Origin of the sequence: Nostoc sp. C110 (assembly GCF_043099725.1) — a bacterium.
Taxonomy (GTDB): Bacteria; Cyanobacteriota; Cyanobacteriia; order Cyanobacteriales; family Nostocaceae; genus Nostoc; species Nostoc muscorum_A.
The window spans coordinates 7,133,968-7,159,659 of record NZ_CP171148.1 but is presented as its reverse complement, the minus strand read 5'-3'; the positions used below and the strand labels follow the sequence as shown (position 1 = coordinate 7,159,659).

The following is a 25,692-nucleotide window of genomic DNA, read 5'->3' as shown; positions in this document are numbered from 1 at the left end:
TTCAATTTTTAATTTTGAATTCCCCAGAGGGGTTGACATAGCCTTGAGCAACAAACCAATCCACAGCATCTTTGAGTGCTGCTTTCAGCGAAGATTGAGGTAGACCCAATTCTCGTACAGCCTTTGCAGCATTGTAATACATTGGTTGTTTTGCCATCCGAACGCCATCCAATGGCACTGAGGGCGATTTTCCCAAGGGTGCGAGAATATTTTCATCAACCCAGGCAGCAGTAAAGGGCAACCAAGCGGGTACTGTGCGTTGAGGTGCTATCAAACCTGTGATATCGGCAAGTTGTTCGAGTAGTTCTTTGAGACTTAGATTTTGATGACCTAAGATATAGCGATCGCCTGGCTTACCTCGTTGCAAGGCCAGTAAATGCCCCCACGCCACATCTCGCACATCGATAAAATTAAGACCAGTATCCAAGTAAAAGGGCATTTGCCGTCGTAAAAACCGTAAGATTATATCACCTGTGGGGGTAGGTTTGATATCTAACGATCCAATGGGGCTACTGGGATTGACTATAACTACCTCTTGACCTGTAGCAACAGCTTGCATCGCTTCTTGTTCAGCCAGAAACTTAGACTTTTTGTAGTTACCCACCAACTTTTCTAGGGGACTCTGATATGTTTCATCGACCACTTGACCAGATGATCCTACCCCAATTGCCGCTACTGAACTGGTATAAACAGTGCGTTCAATGCCAGCTTTATTAGCTGCTACCAAGACATTGCGCGTACCCAGAACATTATTATGATGAAGTAAATCTCGGTCTGTTTGCCACAGAGAATAATGGGCTGCGACATGAAATAGATATTGACAACCTCTCATTTGTTGCCAGAGATTTGGATCGTTCAAATCGCCTTTGACAATTTCTACCTCCAAACCGCGTAGATTCTCCAAATTGCTACTTGAGCGTACCAGCGCTTTGACTGTGTAACCCTCTTTCAGTAACAACCGTACCAAGTGGGCACCAATAAAACCTGTACCCCCCGTGACAAAAACTTGCATCAACTTCTCTCTCTTGTCTGAAAGCGGGGAAACCAATCATCTAAAATAGTGTAGACTACCGGCACGACAATCAAGCTGAGGATAGTTGAAGTTACGAGTCCACCGGCGATCGCTACAGCCATAGGCGATCGCAATTCCGAACCTGCACCAAAACCCAATGCGATCGGTAGCATTCCCAAAATAGTGGAGGCAGTGGTCATTATAATTGGTCTGAGGCGCACTAATCCAGTGTTGAGGATTGCTTCTGTGCGTTCTGTGCCAGCATTGCGTAACTGGTTGATATAATCCACAAGCAAGATGGCATTTTTATTGGCCAGCCCCAGTAAAAATACGAAACCTATCAGTGAGATCATACCAAAGTCGCTCTTGGTGATCAGTAGTGCCAACATTGCCCCCACCAGTGATAAAGGCAAAGATACACCAATCACTAGAGGGTCTACCCAGCTTTTGAACAGCAAAATTAGTACTACAACAATACACAAGGCAGATAAAGCCAAAGTACTGCCAAAACTGCTAAAAACTTCACCTTGGCTAGCTGAGTCTCCTCCTAAATTTAACGAAACATTAGAAGGTAACACCGCCTTAGCTTCAGCTACCACTTTATCAGTAGCATCACCCAAAGATAGACCTTTGCCAAGATTTGCACTGACATAAGCTACTCGCTGATTATTCAGACGCTCGATCTGAAATACCTCACCTTGAGGATTTGTTTCACCTGTAACTGTGACATCGGCAAATCCTGGTAATCTCTGAATTCTCTCTTTAATTGCCTTGACTGCTTTACTTAAGGCTTGGAGATTGTCACCGCGCAAAGCTATTTGGAGAGGTTTTTGACCGCCAGAATCAACAAACTGAATATCTTCCACACTGGTAGTTACCCCAGAAAGGACAGGTAAAGTGGAGCGGAATTGGTCTTGTAGTTCTCCAGTTGTGATTGTGCGGTCTTCCTTTAACTTTATATATAGTGTGCCTTTATTCGGCTCACCCTCACGAGAACCAACAGTAGTAAATACCGTTTCAACTGCTGGTGATTTTCTGACTACATCTTCTAGTTTTTTCGCAACTTGAAGAGAATCGTTTAAGGGATTGGGGATTGGGAATTGGGGATTGGGAATTGGGAATTGGGAATTGGGGATATTGCTTCCTTGTCCTCCTTGTCCCCCTTGCCCTCCTCTAGCAAAATCGGGGATACTCGGCAAAGGAGCAGTATAAGCAATATTGAATTCGCCGCGATCGAGTTTGGGAATAAACCCTTTGGGAATTAGTGGAATTAGTGCTATACCTGCAATAAAACTGAGTACAGCTAACCCGACAACTATCTTCCGGTGATTCAAAGACCAACTCAGCAAATTTCTGTAAGATTGGGCAAATGCGACCCAAATTCTTGCTTCCCGACGCGGAGAGAGCGAGGGTCTAGGTTTTAGCCAGTAAATAGCCAGAACTGGAGATAAAGTCCGAGCAACTAGCATAGAAGCAAGCATGGCTGCTGAAACAGTGATGCCAAATGGCTTGAAAAACTGCCCAATTACGCCACCCATTAAACCTATGGGCAGAAAAACTGCTACTGCTGTCAACGTGGCGGCGGTGACTGTTAATCCAATCTCATTGGTTGCTAAAAGTGCCGCTTGGCGAGGAGTTTCTCCATCTTCAATGTGTCGCATGATGTTTTCTACATCCACGATCGCATCATCAACAATACTCCCAATCACCAAAGCTAAAGCTAACAGCGTAATTGTTTCTAAGTTGAAGCCGAAAATTGCCATGACGATAAACGTCGCCAACAAAGACGTAGGAATCGCCAAGGCAGAAATTAGGGTGGCTCGCCAATTCCATAAAAAAGGAAATATAACCACGATGGACAACAAGACGGCTTCGAGCAAAGCATCAATAGTTGACTGGGTAGCTTGGCGGATATATTTTGCTTGGGTAGCAGCTAAGGTGAGTTTGACATCCTTGAGGGTAGAACGTAGTCTTTGGACTTCTTCCTCAACTCGACTCACCACTTCTAAGGTGTTAGCGTTACCGCGTTTGATTACCTGAAATGCAAGTGCATCTTGGCCGTTAAACCTGACTAATGTTGCGCCTGCTTGGGGGATGGCTGCTGCACTCAGATTCGATGGATTTAGGGGAGGAGTTGCAGTCGCACCGCCCAACAGTGAGACTTTCAGGACTCCTGGTAGTTTAGCGATCGCACTGACAATCTCGTCTTTCGCCAACTTTGTCAAATCTGTAAGATTCCGGGTGGAACTCTCAATTGCATAACTAATGGCGGCTGACTCGTTCAGGTTCAGGGGAATAATTTTAGAAGTTGCTCCCTGAGGTAGAGTCAACTGCTTGAGGGCAGTTTCCACCTTTTTGGTTGATGTTTCTAAATTCGTACCAACGGCAAAAGAAAGGCTAACGGCTGTTTGACTGGGATAGGTGGATGAGCGGATATTCTCCAGTCCTTCTAGGGAACGGAGCCGTTCTTCGAGGGGTTTGGTGAGCTTCGCCTCTGTATCCAAGGCAGTTGTCAGGGGGGCTGTAGCATTCACAACCACCACTGGAAAGGTAATATCTGGAAACAAAGCGTACTTAAGAGAACTGAAAGCCAGAATTCCAGCTACCGTTACGGCAATCCAAAAACTCACCGTCAGCCACGAAAATTGAATCGCTAATTTGGAAATATTGAATACTTCTCGTGCAGATTTTGAGTTACGAAGCTTTACCATCTTGGAAAATTATCGTGTGGGTGACACAATTATTTAGTCATGCTACAGCAATCACCTTCGGTTTGCGAGTTTTGGTTACTACTAACGGCAATATTACTTATTGTCACTCAGATATGACCCAATCTTTAATACAAAAGGAAACTTCAAAGATGAAACTTGGTTCTGTCGAGCATAAGGAATTATTCTGCCGGAGCTTTACCGAAAGCTACAGGGAATACGAACCTGAGTCTCTCCCTTGGCCAGATTTGGACGATACAGCCTTGAGTTTCTTACGCAGTATTCCCTTTTGGGAGAAAGCTCTAAATACAGAACGACAAGCTGGAGCAATAGTTAGTGGCTACGCAGCAACGGTGAGCGATCCTATTTTACAAAGTGCGATCGCTCTCCAAGGTGAAGAAGAATTACGCCACGCCCGTCTACTTCAAACATTAATTGATCGTTACGGCATCGAAATACCAAAACGTCAACCAATTCAAGTTCCCCAAAATATCGAGCCAGTCTTTACGCGTTTTGGCTTTGAAGAGTGTCTGGATACTTTCTTTGCTTACGGGTTATTTGCGATCGCCCGTGAAGCTAATGTTTTTCCAGAATCCATTTTCACTATCTTTGATCCCATCATAGATGAAGAAACACGTCATATTGTTTTTTTTGTCAACTGGTTTACCTATACACAAATTCATCGTGGACAGGGATTCATCCCATTACGAAGCGCCAAAACCCTCTGGCAATACGGCAAGGCTCTCAGTAATTTGATTGCCGTCTTTGGCAATGACGACCCTAGTAAAACTGGCTTCGCTGTCACAGGTGCTGACATCTTTACAAAAAACCTGACACTAGAAAAATTTCTCAGCATTTGTCTAGTAGAAAATCAGCGCCGGATGAGCAAGTATGACCCCCGACTACTCCAACCACAATTACTACCTAGACTTGCCAACATCGCCCTCCGTACCCTTGAGTTAATACCCAAACGCAAACTTGCAACTGTCGAGAGAGCTAGTGCCTAATTTTTTGCCCATTAACACTATTCTGGTGCCTCAAGGAGCAGAATATAAAGCTGTTTGTCGCGGATTAAGCGGCGTTACTGGTTCCATCCCAACAGTAGTAGCCATACCTGTTGGGATGAAGCCCTTACTTAAGTATCTCCACCAAGGACAATTTTTAGTTCCCAAATCCAGGGTGCTGATTATGGGTATCTGTGGCAGCTTGAGCGATCGCTACAAAGTTGGTGATATTGTGCTGTATCAAGATTGTATTTATCAAGGGAAGCTTCTAGAGTGCGATCGCACTTTCACAACACAGTTGCATTCTCAGATATCAGAAAAAGTATCATTAGTCAATTCATTAACTAGCGATCGCATGATTTGGTCTGCTGCCGAAAAACTTCATTTGGGTGAGACTTTGGCGGCTGATGTTGTTGATATGGAAGGATTTACTGCCTTAGAGTTTCTCAATGTGGGTGGGGTAGCCGTGGCAATGCTGCGAGTAGTCAGTGACGATTGTCAGCACGATATCCCCGATCTCACATCAGCAATTAACTCTGATGGCTCCCTAAATCCTTTCCCTTTAGCGATGGCAATGCTTAGACAACCGCTTGCAGCTACTCGGCTAATTCGAGGTTCATTAACAGCATTAAAGGTGTTAGAGCAAGTTACAAATATGCTCTTTTCTGGTAATAGACTGAAATAATTGGTTGGATAATAATAGCACAGTTACAAGTATTTAAATCCCCAACTTATTAGATAAGTTGGGGATTTAAAGTTCTATGAATATATCTTCATCTAATACCAATTTAATGTGAAGTTGTACATATCTTGATCCCCCTAAATCCCCCTTAAAAAGGGGGACTTTGATAGATGTTTTTCCGGTTCCCCCCTTATTAAGGGGAGCCAGCGCGGTCTTGGGGTCTCCCCAAGTGGAGCGACTGGCGTGGGCTAGGGGGGATCGAATTCTATGCAGCTTCATAAAAAATTGGTATAAGGGACTTTCAAATAAAAAATATCCCAAAACTAAAGCAAATAATTCTCTCTATCTCTTCTCCCTCTGTGTCTCTGTGGTTCGTTTATTTGGATAATTTATTTCTTGGAAGTCCATAAATCGAAATTTGTGAAATCGAAATTTATAAAAACATCTGTGATGATATTTGCATTGATATCACATTAATCACAAGAATAATTACTATCAGTGTAAGAATCAATACAATTTTATTTTGATGATGGAATTGCTTGTGCAATAAGTTTCACAGAAACTTTATCGTCATACATATTAACTATAAAAGAATATTGGGAAGCATAATATAGAACCTTATCAGGGTTGGGTTCCAGGAGAGCTAATTCTTTTTTATTTGAATCAAAAATACTCTTTTGCCAGAATAGTTCGGAACTAATTTACCAACGATTTAACAGAATTTATGAATTTCAATCAAAACTTATACTTGTACTCGTTCCTAGCTAATTTTGGATGGCTCAAAAAAAGTTACACCGCTAAAATCATGTTGGTGGCTTTTTTGGGTACTCATGTACCACTTCTAACCTTACTTTTGAGTTTCGTCATCTCAAACTCTTATTCCTTTGAGATGGCGGCACGAGTTATGATTATTGCTCTATTGGCTACATTAGCGGGTACAGCTGCCACCCTCTATGCGCTAAACCATCTTCTCAAACCGGTCATTTTCACATCTGCTGCATTACAAAATTATCTGAACACCAAAACATTGCCTAAATTGCCCACAGAATTTGCTGATGAAGCGGGTACGTTGATGGCAGATACCTCACAAACTCTTCACAAATTAGATGAGTTAATTCACCACATAACTAATTATGATGAACTGACTGGATTGCCCAATCGTGATTTATTCCGCGATCGCCTCCATCAGATTTTATCCCAACCTGAAAACAACCAGCGCCTTGTAGCTGTGTTTTTGCTCAGTATTGATGATTTCACTGGTATGAGTCATGGATTAGATCATCAAACAACAAATTTATTGTTAAGAGCAGTTGCCAAGAGATTATTAAACTGCACGGCACAAACAGATATTCTCGCCTATTTAAAAGGAGATGAATTTGTTCTTGCCCGAATGGATATTCATTCTTTCGAAAGTGTAATTAAGCTATCTCAGATGCTGTTGAGTAACCTGAATAAACCCTTTTCTGTAGAAGGTAACTTGATTCATATTACCGTCAGTATCGGTATCACACTTAATAACCTAACCGATCCTAATAGCGTAGATCAACTTTTGCAGCAGGCTCATATAGCGCTTTACCAGGCCAAACAGCAAGGACGTAGCCAATACCAATTCTATTCGCCAGAAATTAATGCTCAGTTGCAAGAGCGATTGACTTTAGAAAATGAATTACATGGAGCGCTTGAGCGTGGCGAAATGCTGGTTTATTATCAACCTCTAATTGATTTACATAGCGGACAAGTTATAGCGATGGAAGCGTTGCTTCGCTGGCAGCATCCTACATTAGGTTTGGTTTCTCCAGTAAAGTTTATTCCCATTGCAGAAGCCAATGGTGCGATCGTACCAATTGGTGAATGGGTTTTGCGAACTGCTTGCGCCCAAACCCGTGCTTGGCAGCTTGCTGGATTTACCCCAATTCGGATATCTGTGAATCTGTCATCTCGACAGTTTGAACAACCCTATCTGGTTGAGATCGTCAACCAAATTCTTGAAGAAACTGGACTCCAAGCATCTTCCTTAGAACTAGAAGTGACGGAAAGCTTCTTGATGGCTGATATTGATCGTTCAGTTAAAACCTTAAAACAATTACGAGAACTGGGTATCTGCTTGGCTCTAGACGATTTTGGTACTGGTTATTCCTCTCTGAACTATTTGAAACGGTTTCCTGTGAATATGCTCAAAATTGATCGATCATTTGTGCAGGATGTCATGTCTAATCCTGATAGCGCTGCCGTCACCAATGCGATTATTGCCCTAGCAAAGAGCCTCCGCTTGAAAATCACAGCAGAGGGTGTGGAAACCGAAGAACAGCTTAAATATCTAAAAATGCGTGGATGTGATGAAGGTCAGGGTTTCTACTTCAGTCGTCCTGTTCCTGCTGATATAATTGCCCCGATGTTGGAGAAAAATTCTCAGCAGATGGAGATTACTACAACATAGGTGGATGTCTAAGCCATTACAACCAATCACACTTTTGCACTGCTCTCGGCAGCCACCCGAATCTCAATCTAGCGCTACGTAACTAGATTGAGATTCTTTTTGTATGGAAGCGGGGCTTCCACACAAATTGTCCGGGTTTTGCCGCATTAGAATCCATTGGCAAATTCGCAGTAGTATAGCAGGAGGCAGGAGGTAAAGTATTACTATTCTTAGCTTTCATGCTTTCAAAATGTCCTAAGCTGTGTGACTACGGCTGTAAAAGGCGAGGCTAATCCTCTGGGGAACTGCGATCGCACAGATTAAATAGAAAAAGGGTGATGTGTCAATCACGAATACACAGCGATCGCCATTAAAGAATTAAAAAAATGGCGTTGCATAATAGAGGGATGAATTTAGGTTTTCTACTGTGTATTGTCCATACTGTGAGTCTACTGAGATTAGAAAAAACGGTAAACGAAGAGGTAAGCAAAATCACATTTGTGTAAAATGTGGTCGTCAATTTATCGATGCCTATAGTCCACCAAAAGGATACTCAGATGAGATAAAACAAGACTGTTTAAGGTCATACGTTAATGGCACTTGGGGGTAAAACTGACATGATTGCTCAACCGGAGACAAAACACTACACCGTTGAAGAGTACCTGGAACTTGAAATCGCCTCCGATATCCGCAACGAATACCGTGATGGAGAAATTGTCCCTATGACAGGTGGAACCCCAGACCATAATGATATTACCAGCAACCTTGTGGCTATCCTAAAAGCCACATTGCGGGGAAAGCCCTACCGTGTATTTATCCTGGATCAACGACTCTGGATTCCCGGTGCAAATCTCTATACTTACCCTGATGCGATGGTTCTGCCCAAACCCTTAGAACTTCAAACTGGACGCAAAGATACTGTGGTGAACCCCTGCTTTATTGCTGAAGTATTGTCTAAGTCCACCCAAAACTACGACCGAGGTGAAAAATTTGTTGCCTATCGTAAAATTCCTACCTTCCAAGAATATTTGCTGATCGATCAATATCGCATACACGTTGAGCATCATGTCAAAACAGCTGCTCATCAGTGGCTATTTTCAGAATACGACGACCCAACTGTCACCCTTTCTTTGAGTACCTTTGAGTTGCAAATTCAAATTGCAGAGCTTTACGAAAATATTGATTTTTCAACCGTTTAAGTTGAATGGCTAAAACAGGAGTAGAACAGGCGATAGAGAGACGTATGAAGCGATCGCAACGAATTGAATAAACCAATAACTTGAAGCTGTTGGCATTAATTTCTCAAATTCAACTTAATTTAATGGAGCCATAATGTCCGAGATTACCCTAAACTCAGAACAACTCAAGGAAATATTGAAAAGCGCGATCGTCGAATTGATTAGTGATAACCGTGAAGAAGTCTCTGAATTTTTGGCAGAAATTATTGAAGACATAGCAATGGAAAGAGTGATCGCGGAAGGTGAAACAACTGAACTGGTTAACCGCGACTCCATCTTTCAACTTTTGGAGCCGAAATCGTGAAGGTCGAGTTCAGAAATGTAATTACCTTTGTTCGTGTATTACATCGTAAGGAAATATATCGATATTTTCCATAGTAAATGACTACTGCTGAAAATTGCGAAACCAGGAGTAGAAAGAGCGATAGAGACTGATGAAGCGATCGCAATTACTTGGATAAACCAACAACTTGAAACCTTGGGCATTAATCTAACCACGGCCACTTAACATACTGGAGTAGCAATGAAAGCACTTAAAGTCATGGCAACGATCAATGAGGAGGGACAACTAACCTTAGATCATCCTCTCACAACAGATAAAAACAGCCGTGTAGAAGTCATTGTTTTAATCCCAGATGAAGAAACCCCAGATGAGGCATCTCAGGCAGAAGTTTTAGCAGATTTCCGGCAAGCTTGGCACGAAGCCATGACTGAGCAAACGATTCCCGTTGCTCAACTTTGGGAAGGTCTTAACGATGGCTGATCAGCCTTTTATTCAAGTTGAGGCTTCTCCAACCTTCAACCGAAATCTACGCGCTCTTGCTAAGAAATATCGCAGTATTCGGAATGATATACAACCTGTTATCGAACAACTTCAGCAGGGAGAGTTGCCAGGAGATCAAATACCTGGTGTTGGTTATGCAATCTTCAAGTTGAGAGTCCGAAATAGCGACGCTCAAAAAGGTAAAAGTGGCGGCTATCGTCTGATTTATTACGTCAAAACAGCAACTGGAATCATTCTACTAACTGTTTATACCAAATCTGAACAAGTTGATATTGCAGCAAAGGATATTCAGAGCATCATTGCAGAATATGAGCGACAGACAATCAATGATCAAGAAAGGGATATATAAACAACTGCTGGAAATTGCTAAAACAGGAGTAGAACGGGCGATAAGATGACTATTTTGAAATTGTGGAAAGCTTTGCAACCATCTGAGTCCGAGATGAAACTTCAAGTTTGCGAAACATCCTTTTTAAAGCTTGCTTGACAGAGTTTTCAGTAATCCAAAGTTCAGTACTAATTTCTGCATTGGTTTGTCCTTGAGCCACCAAGTTAGCAATTTGCTTTTCACGAGGCGTTAAACGCTCTGTCTGTAATAGTAGTGGATGTTGGGATCGCGCCATTGCCACCCAAGTAGAAATGTGCAGACAAAGCGCACTCAAATCTGTGAGATTTTGTGAATCGAATGTAGGCATTCCTTGCTGACGAGTAAAACCTACCACGCCTACTAACTGCCCATTGCTGACAATTGGCCCTGCCATAACGTGCCAGTGATCTGCACGAGGACAAATCAACCTCCATGTCTTAGGTTCTACTACTAAACCTTCATGAACAGGGGCATGGTGTTCTAGCAAGTAACGGGCAACTGGATTGTGTTGGGGTGATAATGCAATTTGCAGTGCTTTTTGGAACTTGCTGTCAAGTAGAGAAATTTGAGCAAAGAAAAACAGCCCACATCGTGTAGCTGAAAAATATTCACTCATTTCTGCGCGGATGTGCGATCGCAACGCCTCTTCATCTTTAGCTTGAGCAATTTCATGAAATAGAGCTTTTAAGGCAATCATGATTGGCAAATTGTACACTTTCGAGGTCTAGGCGCAGTATGGCAACCAGACCTATCCTAGCCTTTGTCACATCAAGTTTTTCCACTTTTTTGCTTTTTTTTGATTACTTAATCATGACTGTAAATTCTGGCATTGATAATACACAGACATCCGGGCGCTGGATTCAAATCAGTTTTTTTATCGCAGTAGTGTTTTTCAATCTCTGTTTAGCAATCCAAGTATTCACTGTTGGACTGGCTTACTTTTACAACTCTGATTGGTGGAACCTACATATTTGGCTGGTGCGAGGATATAGCGGACTCTCACTAATTTTGTTGATTTGGGTGTTTTTGATGCCGTTTCCTGCAAGAGTCCAGAACCTTACAGCAAGTATCCCAGTGTTGCTGGGACTGCAATTTCTCACAATTCACTTGAAGACTTCTTTTCCTTTAGCAGTCTTCCACCCACTCATCGGCTTTTCTTTATTTTCTATTTCCACAACCCTAGTTCATCGGACATCGCAGATTGTATTTCCCAACCATAACCAAGACTAAATAGGTAACTTTCAATTCTTTTAGCGCTCTTACAGGAGAAATATAAATGTCTCAATATGCTCATCCATCCGTTCTTGTTGATACGCAATGGCTGGAAAATCATCTCAACGATCCAAATGTTCGCATTATTGAAGTGGATATCAGTCCAAAGCCGTACAAAAATGCTCACATACCTGGTGCTGTCTTCTGGAACATCTTTAGAGATTTACTATTGCCCGATTTGAAACTGAACTTGGATACAGGAGCTTTTGAGAGGCTGATGGCACGTTCAGGCATCACTAATGATACAACAGTGATTGCTTATGGCAGTTATCCTGGAACTGGAGCCTGGATTTTCTGGCTTTTGCAAGTCTTTGGGCATGAAAATGTAAAAGTTCTCAATGGTGGCTACCAGAAATGGAAGTCAGAAGATCGTCCACTAGCAACTGAGTTATCAACGTTTCCTGCCACTGATTACCGTGCCAAAGCTACTGATGTTAATCTGCGAGTATTACATAATGAAGTTCAGGCATCGATTGGTAGAAGCGATTGCCTGTTGTTGGATGTCCGAACAATTCAAGAATATTGTGGTGAGTGGTTTTTCGATCAACCACCAAAAGCAGGTCAACTCACTGGTCATATTCCAGGTGCAGTGCATCTTGAGCATACCTTAACTTTCAATGAGGATGGCACTTTTAAATCATTCGACGAATTGAAAAATCTTTATACCAGTAAGGGCATTACGGCTGATAAGGAAATTTTTCCCTACTGTACTATCGGTGCGCGTTCTGGATATATCTGGTTTGTCTTTAAGCATTTATTAGGTTATCCGAACGTTCGGAATTACGATGGCTCTTGGAATGAGTGGAGTCGTCTACCTGATGTAGCTATAGAGAAATAGTGAGCTATTATTCGCAAATATAGCCAATAACCGCACCTTTACGGACGGACACCACTACCATTACCAAGATTAAAATCTCTTAACCTTTCGTTACAATCAAGATATCGAGAAGGACGAAAACAAACCTCTCGAAGCTGAAATCAAAGGTGAACGACATGAATGGCACAATTCGCGTTGGTAATCTCTTCGGAATTCCCTTCTATATCCATCCGTCATGGTTTTTAGTTCTGGGTTTAGTAACTTGGAGCTATAGCAGTGGACTGGCGGCACAATTTCCCCAATTATCTGCGGGATTAGCTTTGCTACTGGGATTGATGACAGCGCTGATGCTATTTGCCTCTGTCGTCGCCCATGAATTAGGCCACAGTTTCGTTGCGATTCGTCAGGGTATTGATGTCAAATCTATCACTCTGTTTATATTTGGCGGTTTAGCTAGTTTAGAAAAAGAGTCGAAAACCCCAAGTGAAGCTTTCTGGGTAGCGATCGCAGGGCCTTTAGTTAGTTTCCTACTGTGTGGTATCGTTACAGCAATTGGTGTTACTACTACCGCATCAGGGCCATTAGCTGCAATTCTTGGTGTTCTAGCTTCTGTTAACTTGGCATTAGCCCTATTTAACCTGATTCCTGGCTTACCATTAGATGGCGGAAATATACTGAAAGCTATCGTTTGGAAAGTTACAGGTAATCCTTATAAAGGCGTAACCTTTGCTAGTCGAGTTGGACAAATCTTTGGTTGGGTAGCAATTCTTTCAGGTGTACTTCCCCTAGTATTCTTTGGCAACGCCGGTAACTTCTGGAATTTGTTAGTTGGCTTCTTCTTGTTGCAAAATGCTGGTAATTCGGCTCAATTTGCCAGAGTGCAAGAAAAGCTCACAGGTTTGACTGCTGAAGATGCTGTAACTCATGACAGCCCGATTGTATCTGGTAATCTTAGCCTGAGAGAGTTTGCCGATGAGCGAGTCATTAATGGGCAAAACTGGCATCGGTTCTTAGTGACTGATGATGATGGACAATTAGTAGGTGCGATCGCAGTTGATAATTTACGAAATGTACCAACAGCATTGTGGTCAGAAACTCAAGTAAAAGAAGTCATGCGACCAATTACCGAATCTACCACAGTCCAATCAGACCAACCTTTGCTAGAAGTCATACAGTTACTCGAAGAACAAAAGCTATCTGTGCTTCCTGTAATTCGTGAGAACGGCGTTCTAGTTGGAATTTTAGAAAAAGCTGCAATTATCCAGCTACTTCAAAGCAGAACACAACCAAACCCTGCGTAATAATTACTAATTCGTAATTCGTAATTAAAGCTTAGACTCCACTCAGATTAAAGGGAAAGGGATAATAAAACTTTTCCCTTTTTCGCTATTTGGGAATTATATGGAGTTGACAACAACAGATAAATTCCCATCTTCTGGCTTCTTGAGCATTTCTGTGGTGATGGCACGTTGCCAAGTTAATTCTTTTGTAGTCTCATCCCAATGCCAGCGTAATAAGTTAGCGGATTGACTCTTAACCATCCCTGGCAAACCAATCGCTTTTCTAGGTGCATTAGTAGCTAAGGCGATCGCACTTTCTACGTCACAAATTCCCCACTTCACCAAATTCTGCACTCCCACCAATAAGGGTAAAGTCGTCCCCGACAAAGTGCCATCGGCTAATCGTGCCGTACCGTTTTTAACTTCAATTTGCCGACTGTCCCAAGGATACACGCCATCGGGTAGCCCTAGAGGGGAAAGGGCATCGCTGACGAGAAACAGCCCTTTTTCTTGATAGCTAGCGCGAAGCAAAATTTGTAGCATCATGGGCGAAACGTGTTCACCATCAGCAATAAAACCACACATTACATCAGGATCGATAATTGCTGCCCCTAATAATCCTGGTTCTCGGTGATGTAATGCTGGCATGGCATTGAAAGCATGAGTTACCATCGTTGCACCTTGTTCAAAGGCACGTTGTGCTTGAGCAGATGTGGACTGAGAATGCCCTAAACTGACAGTAATCCCCAGAGAACGCAAATATGGAATTACTTCGCCAGTGAAATCTAACTCCGGTGCTAAGGTGATGACTTTCACAACATGGGCATAATCACCCAAAACCCACTTTACCTGATCCATTGTCAGAGGTAAGAGATACTCTGCTGGGTGTGCCCCGCGCTTTTGAAAATTCAAAAATGGCCCTTCTAGATGTACTCCCAGAATTTTGGCACCTGCTGGCTGATTGAGGAGAACTTCAGCAATAATAGCAAGCGATCGCTGAATATTTTCTACTGAAGTTGTCACAAGTGTCGGTAAAAATCCATCTACCCCGACATACCATAAAAATTGTGAGATTTCCTGGAGCTTATGAGCATTTTCAGCCGTTAAATCAGGAAATGCCAATCCCAAAGCACCGTTAATTTGCAAATCAACGCCACCCAATGAAATCCAGTCGCCAGCAACGTTTATTAGAGATGCACGACTGCGTGCTTCTACTGTATCCATTGGCAAGATTTGCTCAATTATGCCCTCTTCATCAACCAAGAGCATTTGCAAATCTTTGTAACCAGGCACTCTAGCATTGATAATATCTACAGGATTTTGTGTTGCTTGGGTCATCACACTGAACTAGAAGAAAGATAAATCTGATTTTAGATGCAACCAACATCAATCAATGAGATGATAAATCGGCATAACCTAGCTTCCATAAGCTAGCTCAAATAATTTTGAATTTTAAATTTTGAATTTTTAATTATTATGACTCCCCTAGTTGGTATTATCATGGGCAGCGATTCTGATTTGCCCACCATGAAAGACGCGATCGCAGTTTGTGACGAATTTGGCGTTGAGAGCGAAGTCGCGATCGTTTCTGCTCACCGTACTCCAGAACGGATGGTGCAATATGCTCAACTCGCACACCAACGCGGTATTAAGGTGATTATTGCCGGTGCCGGTGGTGCTGCCCATCTGCCTGGAATGGTAGCGTCTTTAACACCACTTCCTGTTATTGGTGTTCCTGTAGTCACCAGGAACTTACAAGGTGTAGATTCTTTGTATTCTATTTTACAAATGCCTGCGGGTATTCCTGTGGCAACAGTGGCGATCGGTAATGCCAAAAATGCCGGACTTTTAGCAGTACAAATTCTCGCAACTCATCAACCAGAATTGTTAGAAAGAGTTCAGCAATATCGCCAAACCCTATGTGAATCAGTAATTGCAAAGCAAGAAAAGCTAGAAGAATTAGGCTATGAGCAATATTTACAGCAGATGTTTTAATAAAAATTAACACCAAAGCAAGGGGGGGAGAAGAAAGTCTTTCCCCGATGCCCAATACAACTCTTGGAGAGGCTGCACCCTAAGCGTAGCTATGCCGTAGGCTTTACGACTTCGCTCAGTACAAGTGCCCCATAACAAATGACAAATGACTAACCAAACTATTCGTGTTGTTGCCCATATTATTGCTTTGCCTAACAAAGTAGAAGAGGTGAAAGCTGTACTGTTGGAACTCATTGAGCCAACCCGTCAGGAAGCAGGTGCGATAAAGTATGAACTTTTGCAAAACCAATACGACCCAACAGACTTTACTGTTGTAGAAGAGTGGACTTCTCATGAAGCCCTAAATGCTCATCTAGATTCGCCCCATTTCCAAGTGGGAGCAGCCAAACTAGAAGCTTTAGTGGCTGCCGCACCAGATATCCGCCAATACCATCTTTTGGCATAATGTCATATTGCTCACTTAAGGCAGATTCTTTATTTTTAGGGATCATTTGGAATATCTCAGCTTTCAATTCTAAGATGGAAGCGATCGCTCCAGAATCAAGTCAGCATTCTGAAGTATCTTGATCCTGAGGCCGTAGTCAAAAATTGAGAGCGACAACATCCATGTGTCAATTGCTCGGAATGAATTGCAATGTTCCAACGGATATTTGCTTTTCTTTTGAAGGGTTTTCTGCACGGGGAGGAAAAACGGATGATCATAGCGATGGTTGGGGCATTGCTTTCTTTGAAGGGAAGGGATGTCGGATGTTTTTAGATGCCCAACCTTCTGTTGCTTCTCCTGTCGCAGAGTTTGTGCGGAGTTATCCTATCCACTCAACCCATGTCATCGCCCATATCCGTAAAGCTACCCAGGGTGAAGTTGCCTTACACAACTGCCATCCTTTCCGCAGAGAATTGTGGGGTCAATATTGGGTGTTTGCCCACAATGGTAATTTGCCAGATTTTGATCCAGAAAATTTGGGATTTTATCAAGCCGTAGGTGATACAGATAGTGAAAAAGCATTCTGTATGATGCTAGAAACATTGCGATCGCGCTTTCCTGATGGTAAACCTGACATCAAGAAACTGTACCCTGTACTCAAACAAATTAGTGATGCAATTGCAGAAAGAGGTATATTTAATTACTTATTATCTGATGGAGAACACTTTTTTGCTCATTGTTCAACTAACCTCAGCTACATTGTCCGTCAAGCGCCCTTTGCAGCTGCCCATTTAATCGATCAAGACATGACTGTAGATTTTCGGGAAGTGACTACCGAACGCGATCGCGTTGCTGTAATTGCTACTACTCCCCTGACTGACAACGAAGTTTGGACAAAAATTCAACCGGGAGAATTACTAGTTTTTCAGGATGGGCTACCACTGAAAATATGTATTTAGCTAAAAATGCGATCTGTTGGCGAATTCAAAAATTCACCAAAAATTTTCCCATTTAGATAGTTTCTAGATGGGTTTTGTTTTTCATAGTAATATACGGGATGCGGGAAACTCAGTCTGTCTAAGGCTGAAAGTGTCAAATCCTCAAGCTTCGTAAAGGTTTTGGTATTGACTACCGTATCCAATCCTTGCAGTAAGATGTTTCTAGCTGTATTTTCAAGTGCTTTGGTTTTAATCTCACTAGGAGAGTCTAGTTAATTGGCTAAACAGCGACTCGACACACTATTAGTAGAGCTAAATTTATGTTCTTCTCGCGCCTTGGCACAAAGGTTAATTCAGGCGGGGGAAGTGACTGTTAATCAGCAGCTAGTTGATAAGCCTGGTACTGAAGTTGATATTTCGGCTCAAATAAATATTAAAGAGCGATCGCCTTTTGTTTCTAGAGGCGGTGAAAAACTCTCCAAAGCTTTGTCAGTATTTGCCATCCCTGTAACAGATCGCATTTGTTTAGATGGTGGGATTTCTACAGGTGGTTTTACTGATTGTCTCTTGCAAGCTGGAGCAAAACAAGTTTACGGCATTGATGTTGGTTACGGACAAGTTGACTGGCGGTTGCGAAATGATTCGCGGGTGATTTTGCGAGAACGTACCAATTTACGGCAACTACGACCAGAGGAGTTATATAGGGAAAACGATCCGATTCCTGATTTGGCGGTGGTTGATGTATCGTTTATTTCTTTAACTAAGATTCTGCCTGCTTTGTGGCAACTAACTCAAGCTAACCGAGAAGCTGTGTTGTTAGTCAAGCCACAGTTTGAAGTTGGCAGATCCCGTGTGGGTAAAAAAGGTGTTGTGCGAGATCCAAACGACCAAGCTGATGCTATTTTCCAGGTGTTGCAAGCAGCCCACGGATTAGGATGGAAATACAAAGGCTTAACTTGGTCGCCGATCACTGGCCCGGCTGGGAATATCGAATATCTTTTGTGGTTGGGAATGGAAAGTGAAATACCATTACCCGATTTAGAGGAAATTAAGCAAATAACGCAATCAGCAACAACTGATTTACGGAAAAGTTAAAGAAGAATACAGAATTCAGAATTCTGAATCAATTAGTGGGGGACTTAAACCCACATATTCATTTGCACTCAGACTTCAATTCATACTGTTAGCGGTAGCGGGGCGTTTAGCCCATTCTGACTCCTGACTCCTGAATTCTTTCTTATTAAACGTCGTAGATTAGACATTCTACGGAAGCTGGATGGCGATCGCAATAGTTTTCTAAAGAGTTTTTCTTGGCTTTTGCTTGCTGCTGATCCGCTTTCTCAGCTTGCAATTCTTCCACAATGTCCCAGGCTACGGCACAACCCGCAGAATCGCTGCCATTTAGCTCACAAGTTGTACGAGCTTCAGTAATGGCTTCAGTAATCGCTTCTTCAAGATTTCCTGCACCAGCAGTTTCAAATGAATTTAGGGTAGTTGTCATGATCCTTTCACCTTTAATTTACGCAGATAGATATTAGGGGATGAGGATAGTTTTTTCTATAACCTTCTCCCTGTAACCTGTTTCCTCAATCTTGCATACCAAATTCGAAATGTCAGTCAATTGTCAGAAGAGCTTGATAGAAGTTCATAAACACTTGTAAACAGTAACAAATGCTTAACAAAATTTAATTATTCTCAATATTTTATGCCTAACTCTTGTCGCAAACGATACAGAATTGTATTTTGATCGACTTGAGAGAGAATTTCTTGAATTACGCTGCTAGCACCCAACTGTCCCCAAGTGCAGCCTTTTTCGAGATACACCTGAGCAGCTTTACCAACGGAGTATGCACCATAACCAGCAATACCAGCTTGAGCGATCGCACTGCCAGCAAAAGCACTAATATTGCTGGGATTGTCAGCACTGGTTATTGCAGCAGTAGTTTTACCTAAGCCCAAAATAAAACTACTACCTAGTTCCCCCAGTAGCAAGCCACCAGAACTAAATAAAATCGTTTTTAAAATTTTTCCGGCTTCATAGCTAGTCATCGGCAAACCATATAATCTAGCTAGAGCGCGAATTAAAGCTAAATCGGCAACAGTTCCGCCAAGGATATCTAAAAAGGCGATGGGATTGAGCATTACTGCCAAAGCTTTGTATTTGGTAAATTGCCAAATGATATTTTCAGCTTCTTGTTCGCGTAAGTCGATGGTTTTTTGAGCGATCGCGGCTTCTGCATCCCGTGCTTGAATGAGGGCATTTAAAGCCAGAAGCGATCGCCCTTCCCGATTTAGAATGTTCAGAATCGTCTCTTTGAGTTCGTCTACTTGCGGTGGTGGTGTCTCCCATTCATAACTGACACGCCCATCAGGCCACTCAACCCGCACTTCCATTGCTGCTGGTTCCGCCGCCACCATGACAATTTCATCAGGTAGTAAAGGCTTTGCTTCAGGATGCCCAGCCCCTAGTTGTTGCAAATTTTGGTAAATCGCTCCCCGGTCTGTATCTGGGTAAAGGTCGATTTTGTTAAATACTAAAATTAGGGGTTTTTGCGATCGCCGCAATTCCAGCAATGCCTGATACTCAGTGCGCGTGATATCACCAGACACGACAAACAAAATCAAATCCGCCTGATGCACAACTTCTCGTGCCATATCCGCCCGTGACTCACCCTCAATTTCATCTAATCCTGGGGTATCAATTAACTCTACTAGTACCTTACCTCCTGGCTGCCAGCGCACCGAACGGGGCCATTGAGTGACACCATTTAGGGGCCCAGTCTGCAAAATTTTGTCTCCCAGTAAAGCATTTAAAACTGCTGACTTACCACGACTCACCAAACCAAAAGCGGCAATTCTAATCACGTTAGAGTCCAGCTTGTTGAGTGTAGAGTTCAAAGCTTCCAATTCCGGTTTTAACAAACCTGCCAATTCCGGGTTAGATGACAACTGTCCTGATTTGCGGAGATATCCATACCAAGACAGTGCTTGTCTGAGACTAGCGCGGGCACGATTTAAATGAGTTTCTTGCAGATTTCGCACAAAGTTAGGTTGATTCAAGATTTGACAAACAACAGGCTACATATCCATTTTGATCTAATTTCAAGACTGATAGCCTGTTTTGCCAAATTAAGCAATTGTTCTAATTATTTACACACCTCTTTGTGCAATGTTCATTTAGAACATGGGATCGTGTTGATTATCCCAACACTTGCGATCGCGCCAGCTCCTCCCAGTATATTCACATTCAGAGGCATCATCTATCCAAGGAATCGATGTAGAGTAGTGCGAGGTTCCAATGGAAGCGAATAAACTAGTAGTGAATAAGGGCAATAATAAGGATAAAGTTGTCAATGTACAAATTGGTAAAATTATTAAATATCCAGTGAGTATCAGAACGTTAGTAGGAGTCCAAAAAACTCTGCCTATTTTATTATTTTGGCGAGTTTTTAAGTTAGTTTTTGAATTCGAAAAAAGCATAATGCAACCCTATTAATGCCGGTTTATATAGCAATCTCATTTGATTTGTCAAAGCAAAGCTGACTGAGAGCTAGCCAGATTGGGTTTTAGTTCTCAGTATATTTAGCAAAAATCAAATAAGAATCCTATATGACTACGGATTTTTACGTAAGAACATTATTGAAGTTATATACTCTGATGTCAAAGGTGCAAGTGACGACTTGTTAGAAGTTTTAATCTTTGGGCGCTAAAAAATATTTTTGATGAAAATATGTTGAAGTTAGGGCAATCGCTCTTGCGTAAATTTTAGTAGGGGCGCAAGGTCTTGCGCCCCTACCGCGTGGTCTATTTACCTGAAAATAGCTATCATTTAGAGATGTATTAAAATGCAGAAAAAAATATCTTTAATCTACAGTCGGCTGTCTCCGATGCTGCAAAAACCACTCATACAACTCTGGATTATTGTATGTCTGCGTCCATGAGTCGTGATCGGCTTCTGGATAAACTGTAAATTTCACATTCCCATCGTGGGCTTTGAGTGCAGAAACCATAATTTCGGACTCCCTTGGGGGAACGACATTATCTTTTGCTCCGTGAAATGCCCACACAGGAAGGCTTTTCAGCTTATGTGCTTGGGCTGGATTACCACCGCCACAGATAGGCGCGATCGCAGCAAATCGTTCTGGCTGCGCTGCTGCTAAATGCCAGGTTCCGTAACCACCCATGCTTAAACCGGTCAGGTAAACCCGATCTGGATCAACAGGATAGGATGCAATAACCTCATCCAAAAGGGTGTTTAATCGTTCTATATTCCAATATTCACCGCGCGGACATTGGGGAGAAATGACAATGAAGGGAAAATCTGGCTGTTGTTCTACAACCTTGGCAACACCGTGCTTTTTCACATGATTTAAGTAAGAGCCTCGCTCACCCGAACCGTGTAAACATAAGATTGTTGGCAAAAGTGGCTCTAGTTTTTCGTTGGGACTTCCGTCTTGGTGCAGTCCACTGGGCAAGAATAGCAGGTAGTTATAACTGTCGGTAGAAGTAATTTGTTGTTGTAGTGGCTGCATAAAATTAATTAAAAAATTTTGTTAGTTTAACGTCTACGAATAGCTATTGTATAACTTGGTCGTTGTGTTGCTTCTCGTTGACTCTTAACTAACCGAAAATCATTATCTATATATAGATGCTCTAAAAAAGAAGTAGCTAGGTAAACTTTTTTAAATTTTTTGACAGTATTTCTGTCCATATCTTTTACTATAAGTTCTTGCTGTAAATCTATATTTGGTGCTGCTTGCTGAAATTTAGATTTGACTGTTGTCGTAAACCACTCATCTGCATCATCAATTGTCAACGGGATTTCTCTATTTTTCAATGCTTGGAATATCCCAACATTTTTAATATCCCACTTTTCATCTATAACTGAATATTTTTGCAACAACATTAAGTCATAAGCTGGTAACTTTAATGCAATTTTTTGCCAAAAACCAGATTGATGTCCTGGTGCATAACGGGCAATATTTGCATAGTAACCATCAGTATGAAAAATTTGGTAAGACTGCTCGTGTATCCTACCAGGTAAAATATCTTGAAAAGGTATAGTAGACCATATTGGTACCCATACTCCCGTCACGATCGCTACTTGATCTGCAACCTTCCCAAAGGGATTACGTTGGCTCAATTCTGCAAAGTATGGTGCTAATTCATTTTTATAAAATTCTACTTTGGCTTTTAATGGCTCTAGATTGCGATCTTTAACAAGTTCTAAAATTTTATTTTTAAGTTCTGGTGTAGTCCAATATGTCAATTCTTTGGTACTTGTGGCATCTACCATTATTGTTCATCCTGGGAAAAGTTCCAGATGTTTGATTATATAAACTAACTTGATTCAAGAAAACAAATACGGGGACGCAAAGAAATAACTCTCCTTGTCCCCGCGTTTCTTTAATGAATGACTACCACCAAATTCGATTTCCATTTTCGTCAACTCGTGCTTCCCGAATCATGTCAGAAATCTCTTCAGCATCTTTAACATGGTGGAGTGCTTTCTTTGTGCCATCGGGTTCATCCACAACGAAGTAAGTCGGGACTGTAATTTTGTCGCCTGTAATGTCTGGTACATCATCCACAGCTACCTGTTTAGCCTTTTCTTCTACAGATTGAGACTCATCAGCAATTCTATCTCCAGGATTCGCTGTTAAGTTTCTTTCCTTGACATTAGGTTCTTCGCGTAAATGTGTATCTTCACTTACTGGTTGACGAATTTGATTTTCTTGATTTTTATCAGTCATGGCTTTTCAGGTATTAAAAAATCTAGCTTTGCTAATAACACTCTAAAAAATCAAAGATACAAAAAGTTCTTTCTCTGGAGAGACTTTGAGAAGAACACGTCTTAGGTTAGATATTTACTCAGATAAATTTACTTCTTTAGTTGAAATGGCGTGTATTTTCCCCCTAATGCTTCTACAATGCTACGGGTATTCGCCTCCATCATTTTGATGTAAGAATCTCCATTACTTCCTTTTGCACCAATTGAATCAGAGTAGAGTTGATTTGGTGCTAATTTCACTCCTGCTTCTTGAGCAACAGTTTTGATTAAAGCTGGGTTAATTGTAGTCTCAGAAAAAATTGCGGGAACGCCGATCTTTTTAATGGACTCAACTAATCTCTGGACTGTTTGAGCGCTTGGTTGTTCTTCGGTACTAATGCCAATTAAAGTACCTGCGATCGCAATCCCATAAGCACGTCCATAATATTGGAACGCATCGTGGGTTGTCACCAGTTTCCGCTTATCTGCGGGGATAGTTTGAATTTGTTGATTAATCCAGCTATGCAACTGTTTTAATTCATTCGTAAGTTGCGATGCCTTTTGAGTAAATTTGTCTTTATCTTCAGGTGATAACTCAATCAACGCATCTCGGATTGCATTCGTCATTGCGATCGCATTTTCTGCACTACCCCAAACGTGCGGATCTGGCACTATTTCACCTTTGCCTTTATCAAGCTGCAAGGATTTGACAGCTTCCCCTACTGGGATCTTCCGCGCTTTACCACCAGAAGCATTCATTAATTTAATCAGTCCCGGTTCCAGGTTGTAGCCGTTATACAAAATCAAGTTAGCTTCTTCCAAAACCCTGCTGTCTGCTGGTACTGGTTCGTAAACATGAGGATCAGTACCCGGTTTGAGGATTCCACTTAGTTGAATTTCGTCTCCTGCAACCTCTTGTGCCAAATCAGCAATGACAGTGCTAGTTGCAACAACTCGCGGCTTATCTCCCTTGGCAGTGTTGGGGTTAGAGTCTTTCTGTGTACAACTTAATAAAGCCAAAGGTATAAGCATTCCCAAACAAAGCCGGAAAAGAATTTTTCCCTTCATCCTGCCGATTATTCCCTCGCCGTAAGGATTAGTGCCGTCTATCTCTGGTATTAGTTTCATTTATCTTGGATATTACATCTAATTATAGATTTTTTCATATTTCTCTCATTTTTATAGTAAGCTCAAGAAATAAATATTGAAACCCGATTATGAAAAATGTCTCTTTTCCGGCAAAATTTCGTCTATCGCAGACAAAAACAAAGGAAGTACCTGCAAAAACTATCAAATTTGATATGAGTTCCACAGCAGCAATTAGTATTGCCCATTTAGGCGTATATTACCGGACACAAGAAGCCTTAAGAGACGTTAGCTGTATCGTCAAACCAGGAAAACTGACGGGTATTTTTGGCCCCAACGGTGCTGGCAAAAGTACGCTGATGAAAGCAATGTTAGGCTTGGTTCCTGTCAGTAGTGGTACGGTGCTATGCCAAGGCAAACCTTTAATGCAACAATTAGAGAGAGTTGCCTATGTACCACAACGTAGCCAAATTGATTGGACTTATCCCGCCACAGTCTGGGATGTAGTCATGATGGGACGGGTAAAGAAAACAGGCTGGTTGCGTAGCTTCTCAGTAGTTAGTCGCCAAGTAGCAAAAAACGCTATAGAAAGAGTCGGAATGAGCGAATATTGCGATCGCCCCATTGGACAATTATCAGGAGGACAACAACAACGGGTATTTTTAGCCCGTGCTTTAACACAGCAAGCAGAAATATTTTGCTTTGATGAACCTTTGGTAGGTATTGATCAAAAAACCCAGTCGGTGATTTTTGAAGTCTTCCATGAACTGGCTGCCGAAAACAAAATCGTGCTAGTAGTCAACCACGACTTAGGGGAATCAATCGCTCACTTTGATGACTTAATATTACTAAACCGTGAAGTAATCGCCACAGGTTCACGGCAACAAGTACTTATCGAAGAAAATCTGCATCGTGCTTATAGCGGTAAAGTAATGTACTTTTCAGACGCTGCCTAAAATGTTATTGGATATAGGGCATTAGTAAATGACAAATGACAAATGACAAATGACAAATGACAAATGACAAAATATGTTACAAGCATTAATTGAGCCGTTGCAATACGGTTTTATGCAGCGATCGCTCGTGATTGCCATTTTAGTTGGGATGTTGTGTGCAGTTGTAGGCAGCTACCTAATGGTACAGCGCCTAGCCTTGTTGGGTGATGCCATCAGTCACTCAGTTTTACCCGGACTAGCGATCGCTTTTATGGTGGGAGCAAATATATATGTTGGCGCATTCATTGCGGGTGTTCTGAGTACAATGGCGATCGCCTGGATTAGGGTGCGATCGCCAATCAAAGAAGATGCGGCAATGGGCATAGTTTTTTCAGCATTCTTTGCTCTTGGTATCACCCTAATTACTGTTATTCAAAAAGATAATAAAATCGACTTAAATCACTTCCTATTTGGCAACATTCTCGGCGTTACCATTGATGAAGTGCGGGACACTGCGATCATTGCCACAATTGTTTTAATAGTTGTTGTTTTATTATATAAAGAGCTTTTATTTTATACATTTGATCCTTTAGGCGCTCAAGCCGCGGGTTTGCCCGTTAATCGGCTGAACTTTGGATTGATGGTACTAATAGCTTTGACAATTGTCGCCAGCATGAAAGCTGTGGGTGTGATTTTAGTATTATCGCTTTTAATTACACCAGGAGCCACCGCTTATTTATTAGTTAAGCGTCTCAACCAAGTCATGATTTTGGGTGCAGTAATTGGCGTAATTTCCAGTATTAGTGGGATGTACCTCAGCTATTTTTATAACTTGCCCTCTGGCCCTGCGATCGTTTTAGTCGTATCGGGGTTATTTTTGCTGGCATTATTATTTAGTCCTAAATACGGTATTTTTACGAGTAAACAACTTCAAACCAAAGAATAATTCTCATGCGATCGCGCC

27 protein-coding genes and 1 pseudogene are annotated in these 25,692 nt (G+C 41.9%); 17 read left to right on the top strand and 11 right to left on the bottom strand.

Going from position 1 to position 25,692, the window contains the following annotated elements:
• Position 1: 1 nt before the first annotated feature.
• Positions 2 to 1,012, bottom strand: a complete 1,011-nt coding sequence (hpnA, locus tag ACFFRD_RS35770; protein ID WP_392480721.1) for a hopanoid-associated sugar epimerase — start codon at positions 1,010 to 1,012, stop codon at positions 2 to 4.
• Positions 1,012 to 3,723: an efflux RND transporter permease subunit gene (locus ACFFRD_RS35765; protein WP_392480719.1), complete on the bottom strand. Its 2,712-nt coding sequence runs from the start codon at positions 3,721 to 3,723 to the stop codon at positions 1,012 to 1,014. The genes hpnA and ACFFRD_RS35765 overlap by 1 nt, the downstream gene beginning before the upstream one ends.
• Between ACFFRD_RS35765 and ACFFRD_RS35760 the strand changes: the two genes are divergently transcribed.
• The 8 genes and pseudogenes from ACFFRD_RS35760 to ACFFRD_RS35725 all read left to right on the top strand — a co-directional run bounded on the left by ACFFRD_RS35760 (position 3,693) and on the right by ACFFRD_RS35725 (position 10,193).
• Entirely contained in the window at positions 3,693 to 4,727 is a 1,035-nt protein-coding gene (locus ACFFRD_RS35760) for a ferritin-like domain-containing protein (protein ID WP_392480717.1), read from the top strand. The genes ACFFRD_RS35765 and ACFFRD_RS35760 overlap by 31 nt on opposite strands.
• The gene (locus ACFFRD_RS35755; protein WP_392480716.1) at positions 4,720 to 5,409 is read left to right on the top strand and encodes a phosphorylase; all 690 of its coding nucleotides are present in this window, start codon (positions 4,720 to 4,722) and stop codon (positions 5,407 to 5,409) included. The genes ACFFRD_RS35760 and ACFFRD_RS35755 overlap by 8 nt, the downstream gene beginning before the upstream one ends.
• 721 nt (positions 5,410 to 6,130) lie before the next feature.
• On the top strand, positions 6,131 to 7,843 hold the full coding sequence (locus ACFFRD_RS35750; RefSeq protein WP_392480715.1) for a putative bifunctional diguanylate cyclase/phosphodiesterase: 1,713 nt from the start codon (positions 6,131 to 6,133) through the stop codon (positions 7,841 to 7,843).
• Between the two features lie 406 nt (positions 7,844 to 8,249).
• A pseudogene (locus tag ACFFRD_RS35745) lies at positions 8,250 to 8,420 on the top strand (IS1 family transposase); the annotation flags it as partial.
• A gap of 19 nt (positions 8,421 to 8,439) precedes the next feature.
• Positions 8,440 to 9,021 carry a Uma2 family endonuclease gene (locus ACFFRD_RS35740; RefSeq protein WP_392483252.1) on the top strand — a complete coding sequence of 194 codons (582 nt, stop codon included), beginning with the start codon at positions 8,440 to 8,442 and terminating at the stop codon, positions 9,019 to 9,021.
• Positions 9,022 to 9,154: 133 nt separating this feature from the next.
• On the top strand, positions 9,155 to 9,364 hold the full coding sequence (locus tag ACFFRD_RS35735; RefSeq protein WP_392480713.1) for a hypothetical protein: 210 nt from the start codon (positions 9,155 to 9,157) through the stop codon (positions 9,362 to 9,364).
• Positions 9,365 to 9,583: 219 nt separating this feature from the next.
• The gene (locus ACFFRD_RS35730; RefSeq protein ID WP_392480711.1) at positions 9,584 to 9,823 is read left to right on the top strand and encodes a hypothetical protein; all 240 of its coding nucleotides are present in this window, start codon (positions 9,584 to 9,586) and stop codon (positions 9,821 to 9,823) included.
• The gene (locus ACFFRD_RS35725; RefSeq protein ID WP_392480709.1) at positions 9,816 to 10,193 is read left to right on the top strand and encodes a type II toxin-antitoxin system RelE/ParE family toxin; all 378 of its coding nucleotides are present in this window, start codon (positions 9,816 to 9,818) and stop codon (positions 10,191 to 10,193) included. The genes ACFFRD_RS35730 and ACFFRD_RS35725 overlap by 8 nt, the downstream gene beginning before the upstream one ends.
• 49 nt (positions 10,194 to 10,242) lie before the next feature.
• Here ACFFRD_RS35725 and ACFFRD_RS35720 read toward each other — a convergent pair whose 3' ends face one another.
• Positions 10,243 to 10,908 (bottom strand): LuxR C-terminal-related transcriptional regulator, encoded by a 666-nt coding sequence (locus ACFFRD_RS35720; protein ID WP_392480707.1) that lies wholly within the window; start codon positions 10,906 to 10,908, stop codon positions 10,243 to 10,245.
• A 113-nt stretch (positions 10,909 to 11,021) separates the two neighbouring features.
• Here ACFFRD_RS35720 and ACFFRD_RS35715 point away from each other — a divergent pair, with 113 nt between their 5' ends.
• From ACFFRD_RS35715 to ACFFRD_RS35705, 3 genes are all read left to right on the top strand, one after another.
• The gene (locus ACFFRD_RS35715; RefSeq protein ID WP_392480704.1) at positions 11,022 to 11,441 is read left to right on the top strand and encodes a DUF6220 domain-containing protein; all 420 of its coding nucleotides are present in this window, start codon (positions 11,022 to 11,024) and stop codon (positions 11,439 to 11,441) included.
• 46 nt (positions 11,442 to 11,487) lie between these two features.
• Positions 11,488 to 12,321 (top strand): sulfurtransferase, encoded by an 834-nt coding sequence (locus ACFFRD_RS35710; protein WP_392480703.1) that lies wholly within the window; start codon positions 11,488 to 11,490, stop codon positions 12,319 to 12,321.
• A gap of 155 nt (positions 12,322 to 12,476) precedes the next feature.
• Positions 12,477 to 13,601 carry a site-2 protease family protein gene (locus ACFFRD_RS35705; RefSeq protein ID WP_392480700.1) on the top strand — a complete coding sequence of 375 codons (1,125 nt, stop codon included), beginning with the start codon at positions 12,477 to 12,479 and terminating at the stop codon, positions 13,599 to 13,601.
• 96 nt (positions 13,602 to 13,697) lie between these two features.
• Here the strand turns inward: ACFFRD_RS35705 and nagA are convergent, their stop codons facing one another.
• Positions 13,698 to 14,918, bottom strand: coding sequence for an N-acetylglucosamine-6-phosphate deacetylase (nagA, locus tag ACFFRD_RS35700; protein ID WP_392480698.1), 1,221 nt, complete (start codon positions 14,916 to 14,918; stop codon positions 13,698 to 13,700).
• Positions 14,919 to 15,056: 138 nt separating this feature from the next.
• Between nagA and purE the strand changes: the two genes are divergently transcribed.
• The 4 genes from purE (at position 15,057) to ACFFRD_RS35680 (ending at position 18,032) form a co-directional block, all read left to right on the top strand.
• Entirely contained in the window at positions 15,057 to 15,575 is a 519-nt protein-coding gene (gene purE / locus ACFFRD_RS35695; RefSeq protein ID WP_392480696.1) for a 5-(carboxyamino)imidazole ribonucleotide mutase, read from the top strand.
• 145 nt (positions 15,576 to 15,720) lie between these two features.
• The gene (locus ACFFRD_RS35690) at positions 15,721 to 16,020 is read left to right on the top strand and encodes a putative quinol monooxygenase (RefSeq protein ID WP_392480694.1); all 300 of its coding nucleotides are present in this window, start codon (positions 15,721 to 15,723) and stop codon (positions 16,018 to 16,020) included.
• Positions 16,021 to 16,181: 161 nt separating this feature from the next.
• Positions 16,182 to 16,958, top strand: coding sequence for a class II glutamine amidotransferase (locus ACFFRD_RS35685; protein WP_179073775.1), 777 nt, complete (start codon positions 16,182 to 16,184; stop codon positions 16,956 to 16,958).
• A 255-nt stretch (positions 16,959 to 17,213) separates the two neighbouring features.
• Positions 17,214 to 18,032: a TlyA family RNA methyltransferase gene (locus ACFFRD_RS35680; protein WP_190962305.1), complete on the top strand. Its 819-nt coding sequence runs from the start codon at positions 17,214 to 17,216 to the stop codon at positions 18,030 to 18,032.
• Between the two features lie 145 nt (positions 18,033 to 18,177).
• Here ACFFRD_RS35680 and ACFFRD_RS35675 read toward each other — a convergent pair whose 3' ends face one another.
• From ACFFRD_RS35675 to ACFFRD_RS35645, 7 genes are all read right to left on the bottom strand, one after another.
• The gene (locus ACFFRD_RS35675) at positions 18,178 to 18,438 is read right to left on the bottom strand and encodes a Calvin cycle protein CP12 (RefSeq protein WP_179073777.1); all 261 of its coding nucleotides are present in this window, start codon (positions 18,436 to 18,438) and stop codon (positions 18,178 to 18,180) included.
• 194 nt (positions 18,439 to 18,632) lie between these two features.
• Complete coding sequence (locus ACFFRD_RS35670; protein ID WP_392483250.1) at positions 18,633 to 19,979, bottom strand: GTP-binding protein; 1,347 nt, start codon at positions 19,977 to 19,979, stop codon at positions 18,633 to 18,635.
• A gap of 135 nt (positions 19,980 to 20,114) precedes the next feature.
• Positions 20,115 to 20,417, bottom strand: a complete 303-nt coding sequence (locus ACFFRD_RS35665; protein ID WP_147262527.1) for a hypothetical protein — start codon at positions 20,415 to 20,417, stop codon at positions 20,115 to 20,117.
• A gap of 383 nt (positions 20,418 to 20,800) precedes the next feature.
• The gene (locus ACFFRD_RS35660; protein WP_392480691.1) at positions 20,801 to 21,469 is read right to left on the bottom strand and encodes a prolyl oligopeptidase family serine peptidase; all 669 of its coding nucleotides are present in this window, start codon (positions 21,467 to 21,469) and stop codon (positions 20,801 to 20,803) included.
• A 26-nt stretch (positions 21,470 to 21,495) separates the two neighbouring features.
• Positions 21,496 to 22,233 carry a hypothetical protein gene (locus ACFFRD_RS35655; protein WP_392480689.1) on the bottom strand — a complete coding sequence of 246 codons (738 nt, stop codon included), beginning with the start codon at positions 22,231 to 22,233 and terminating at the stop codon, positions 21,496 to 21,498.
• 121 nt (positions 22,234 to 22,354) lie between these two features.
• Complete coding sequence (locus ACFFRD_RS35650; protein ID WP_163932449.1) at positions 22,355 to 22,690, bottom strand: hypothetical protein; 336 nt, start codon at positions 22,688 to 22,690, stop codon at positions 22,355 to 22,357.
• Between the two features lie 128 nt (positions 22,691 to 22,818).
• Positions 22,819 to 23,835: a metal ABC transporter substrate-binding protein gene (locus tag ACFFRD_RS35645; protein WP_190962302.1), complete on the bottom strand. Its 1,017-nt coding sequence runs from the start codon at positions 23,833 to 23,835 to the stop codon at positions 22,819 to 22,821.
• Between the two features lie 89 nt (positions 23,836 to 23,924).
• Between ACFFRD_RS35645 and ACFFRD_RS35640 the strand changes: the two genes are divergently transcribed.
• The gene (locus ACFFRD_RS35640) at positions 23,925 to 24,749 is read left to right on the top strand and encodes a metal ABC transporter ATP-binding protein (protein ID WP_392480687.1); all 825 of its coding nucleotides are present in this window, start codon (positions 23,925 to 23,927) and stop codon (positions 24,747 to 24,749) included.
• 73 nt (positions 24,750 to 24,822) lie between these two features.
• Entirely contained in the window at positions 24,823 to 25,674 is an 852-nt protein-coding gene (locus tag ACFFRD_RS35635; protein WP_335033253.1) for a metal ABC transporter permease, read from the top strand.
• Positions 25,675 to 25,692: the final 18 nt, after the last annotated feature.

What these genes read in the sequence shown, in the direction of transcription:
- hpnA (WP_392480721.1), bottom strand. Translation starts at nt 1,012, where the DNA reads ATGCAAGTTTTTGTCACGGGGGGTACAGGTTTTATTGGTGCCCACTTG.
- ACFFRD_RS35765 (WP_392480719.1), bottom strand. Translation starts at nt 3,723, where the DNA reads ATGGTAAAGCTTCGTAACTCAAAATCTGCACGAGAAGTATTCAATATT.
- ACFFRD_RS35750 (WP_392480715.1), top strand. Translation starts at nt 6,131, where the DNA reads ATGAATTTCAATCAAAACTTATACTTGTACTCGTTCCTAGCTAATTTT.
- ACFFRD_RS35740 (WP_392483252.1), top strand. Translation starts at nt 8,440, where the DNA reads ATGATTGCTCAACCGGAGACAAAACACTACACCGTTGAAGAGTACCTG.
- ACFFRD_RS35735 (WP_392480713.1), top strand. Translation starts at nt 9,155, where the DNA reads ATGTCCGAGATTACCCTAAACTCAGAACAACTCAAGGAAATATTGAAA.
- ACFFRD_RS35730 (WP_392480711.1), top strand. Translation starts at nt 9,584, where the DNA reads ATGAAAGCACTTAAAGTCATGGCAACGATCAATGAGGAGGGACAACTA.
- ACFFRD_RS35725 (WP_392480709.1), top strand. Translation starts at nt 9,816, where the DNA reads ATGGCTGATCAGCCTTTTATTCAAGTTGAGGCTTCTCCAACCTTCAAC.
- ACFFRD_RS35720 (WP_392480707.1), bottom strand. Translation starts at nt 10,908, where the DNA reads ATGATTGCCTTAAAAGCTCTATTTCATGAAATTGCTCAAGCTAAAGAT.
- ACFFRD_RS35715 (WP_392480704.1), top strand. Translation starts at nt 11,022, where the DNA reads ATGACTGTAAATTCTGGCATTGATAATACACAGACATCCGGGCGCTGG.
- ACFFRD_RS35710 (WP_392480703.1), top strand. Translation starts at nt 11,488, where the DNA reads ATGTCTCAATATGCTCATCCATCCGTTCTTGTTGATACGCAATGGCTG.
- ACFFRD_RS35705 (WP_392480700.1), top strand. Translation starts at nt 12,477, where the DNA reads ATGAATGGCACAATTCGCGTTGGTAATCTCTTCGGAATTCCCTTCTAT.
- nagA (WP_392480698.1), bottom strand. Translation starts at nt 14,918, where the DNA reads ATGACCCAAGCAACACAAAATCCTGTAGATATTATCAATGCTAGAGTG.
- purE (WP_392480696.1), top strand. Translation starts at nt 15,057, where the DNA reads ATGACTCCCCTAGTTGGTATTATCATGGGCAGCGATTCTGATTTGCCC.
- ACFFRD_RS35690 (WP_392480694.1), top strand. Translation starts at nt 15,721, where the DNA reads ATGACTAACCAAACTATTCGTGTTGTTGCCCATATTATTGCTTTGCCT.
- ACFFRD_RS35685 (WP_179073775.1), top strand. Translation starts at nt 16,182, where the DNA reads ATGTGTCAATTGCTCGGAATGAATTGCAATGTTCCAACGGATATTTGC.
- ACFFRD_RS35675 (WP_179073777.1), bottom strand. Translation starts at nt 18,438, where the DNA reads ATGACAACTACCCTAAATTCATTTGAAACTGCTGGTGCAGGAAATCTT.
- ACFFRD_RS35665 (WP_147262527.1), bottom strand. Translation starts at nt 20,417, where the DNA reads ATGCTTTTTTCGAATTCAAAAACTAACTTAAAAACTCGCCAAAATAAT.
- ACFFRD_RS35660 (WP_392480691.1), bottom strand. Translation starts at nt 21,469, where the DNA reads ATGCAGCCACTACAACAACAAATTACTTCTACCGACAGTTATAACTAC.
- ACFFRD_RS35655 (WP_392480689.1), bottom strand. Translation starts at nt 22,233, where the DNA reads ATGGTAGATGCCACAAGTACCAAAGAATTGACATATTGGACTACACCA.
- ACFFRD_RS35650 (WP_163932449.1), bottom strand. Translation starts at nt 22,690, where the DNA reads ATGACTGATAAAAATCAAGAAAATCAAATTCGTCAACCAGTAAGTGAA.
- ACFFRD_RS35645 (WP_190962302.1), bottom strand. Translation starts at nt 23,835, where the DNA reads ATGAAACTAATACCAGAGATAGACGGCACTAATCCTTACGGCGAGGGA.
- ACFFRD_RS35640 (WP_392480687.1), top strand. Translation starts at nt 23,925, where the DNA reads ATGAAAAATGTCTCTTTTCCGGCAAAATTTCGTCTATCGCAGACAAAA.
- ACFFRD_RS35635 (WP_335033253.1), top strand. Translation starts at nt 24,823, where the DNA reads ATGTTACAAGCATTAATTGAGCCGTTGCAATACGGTTTTATGCAGCGA.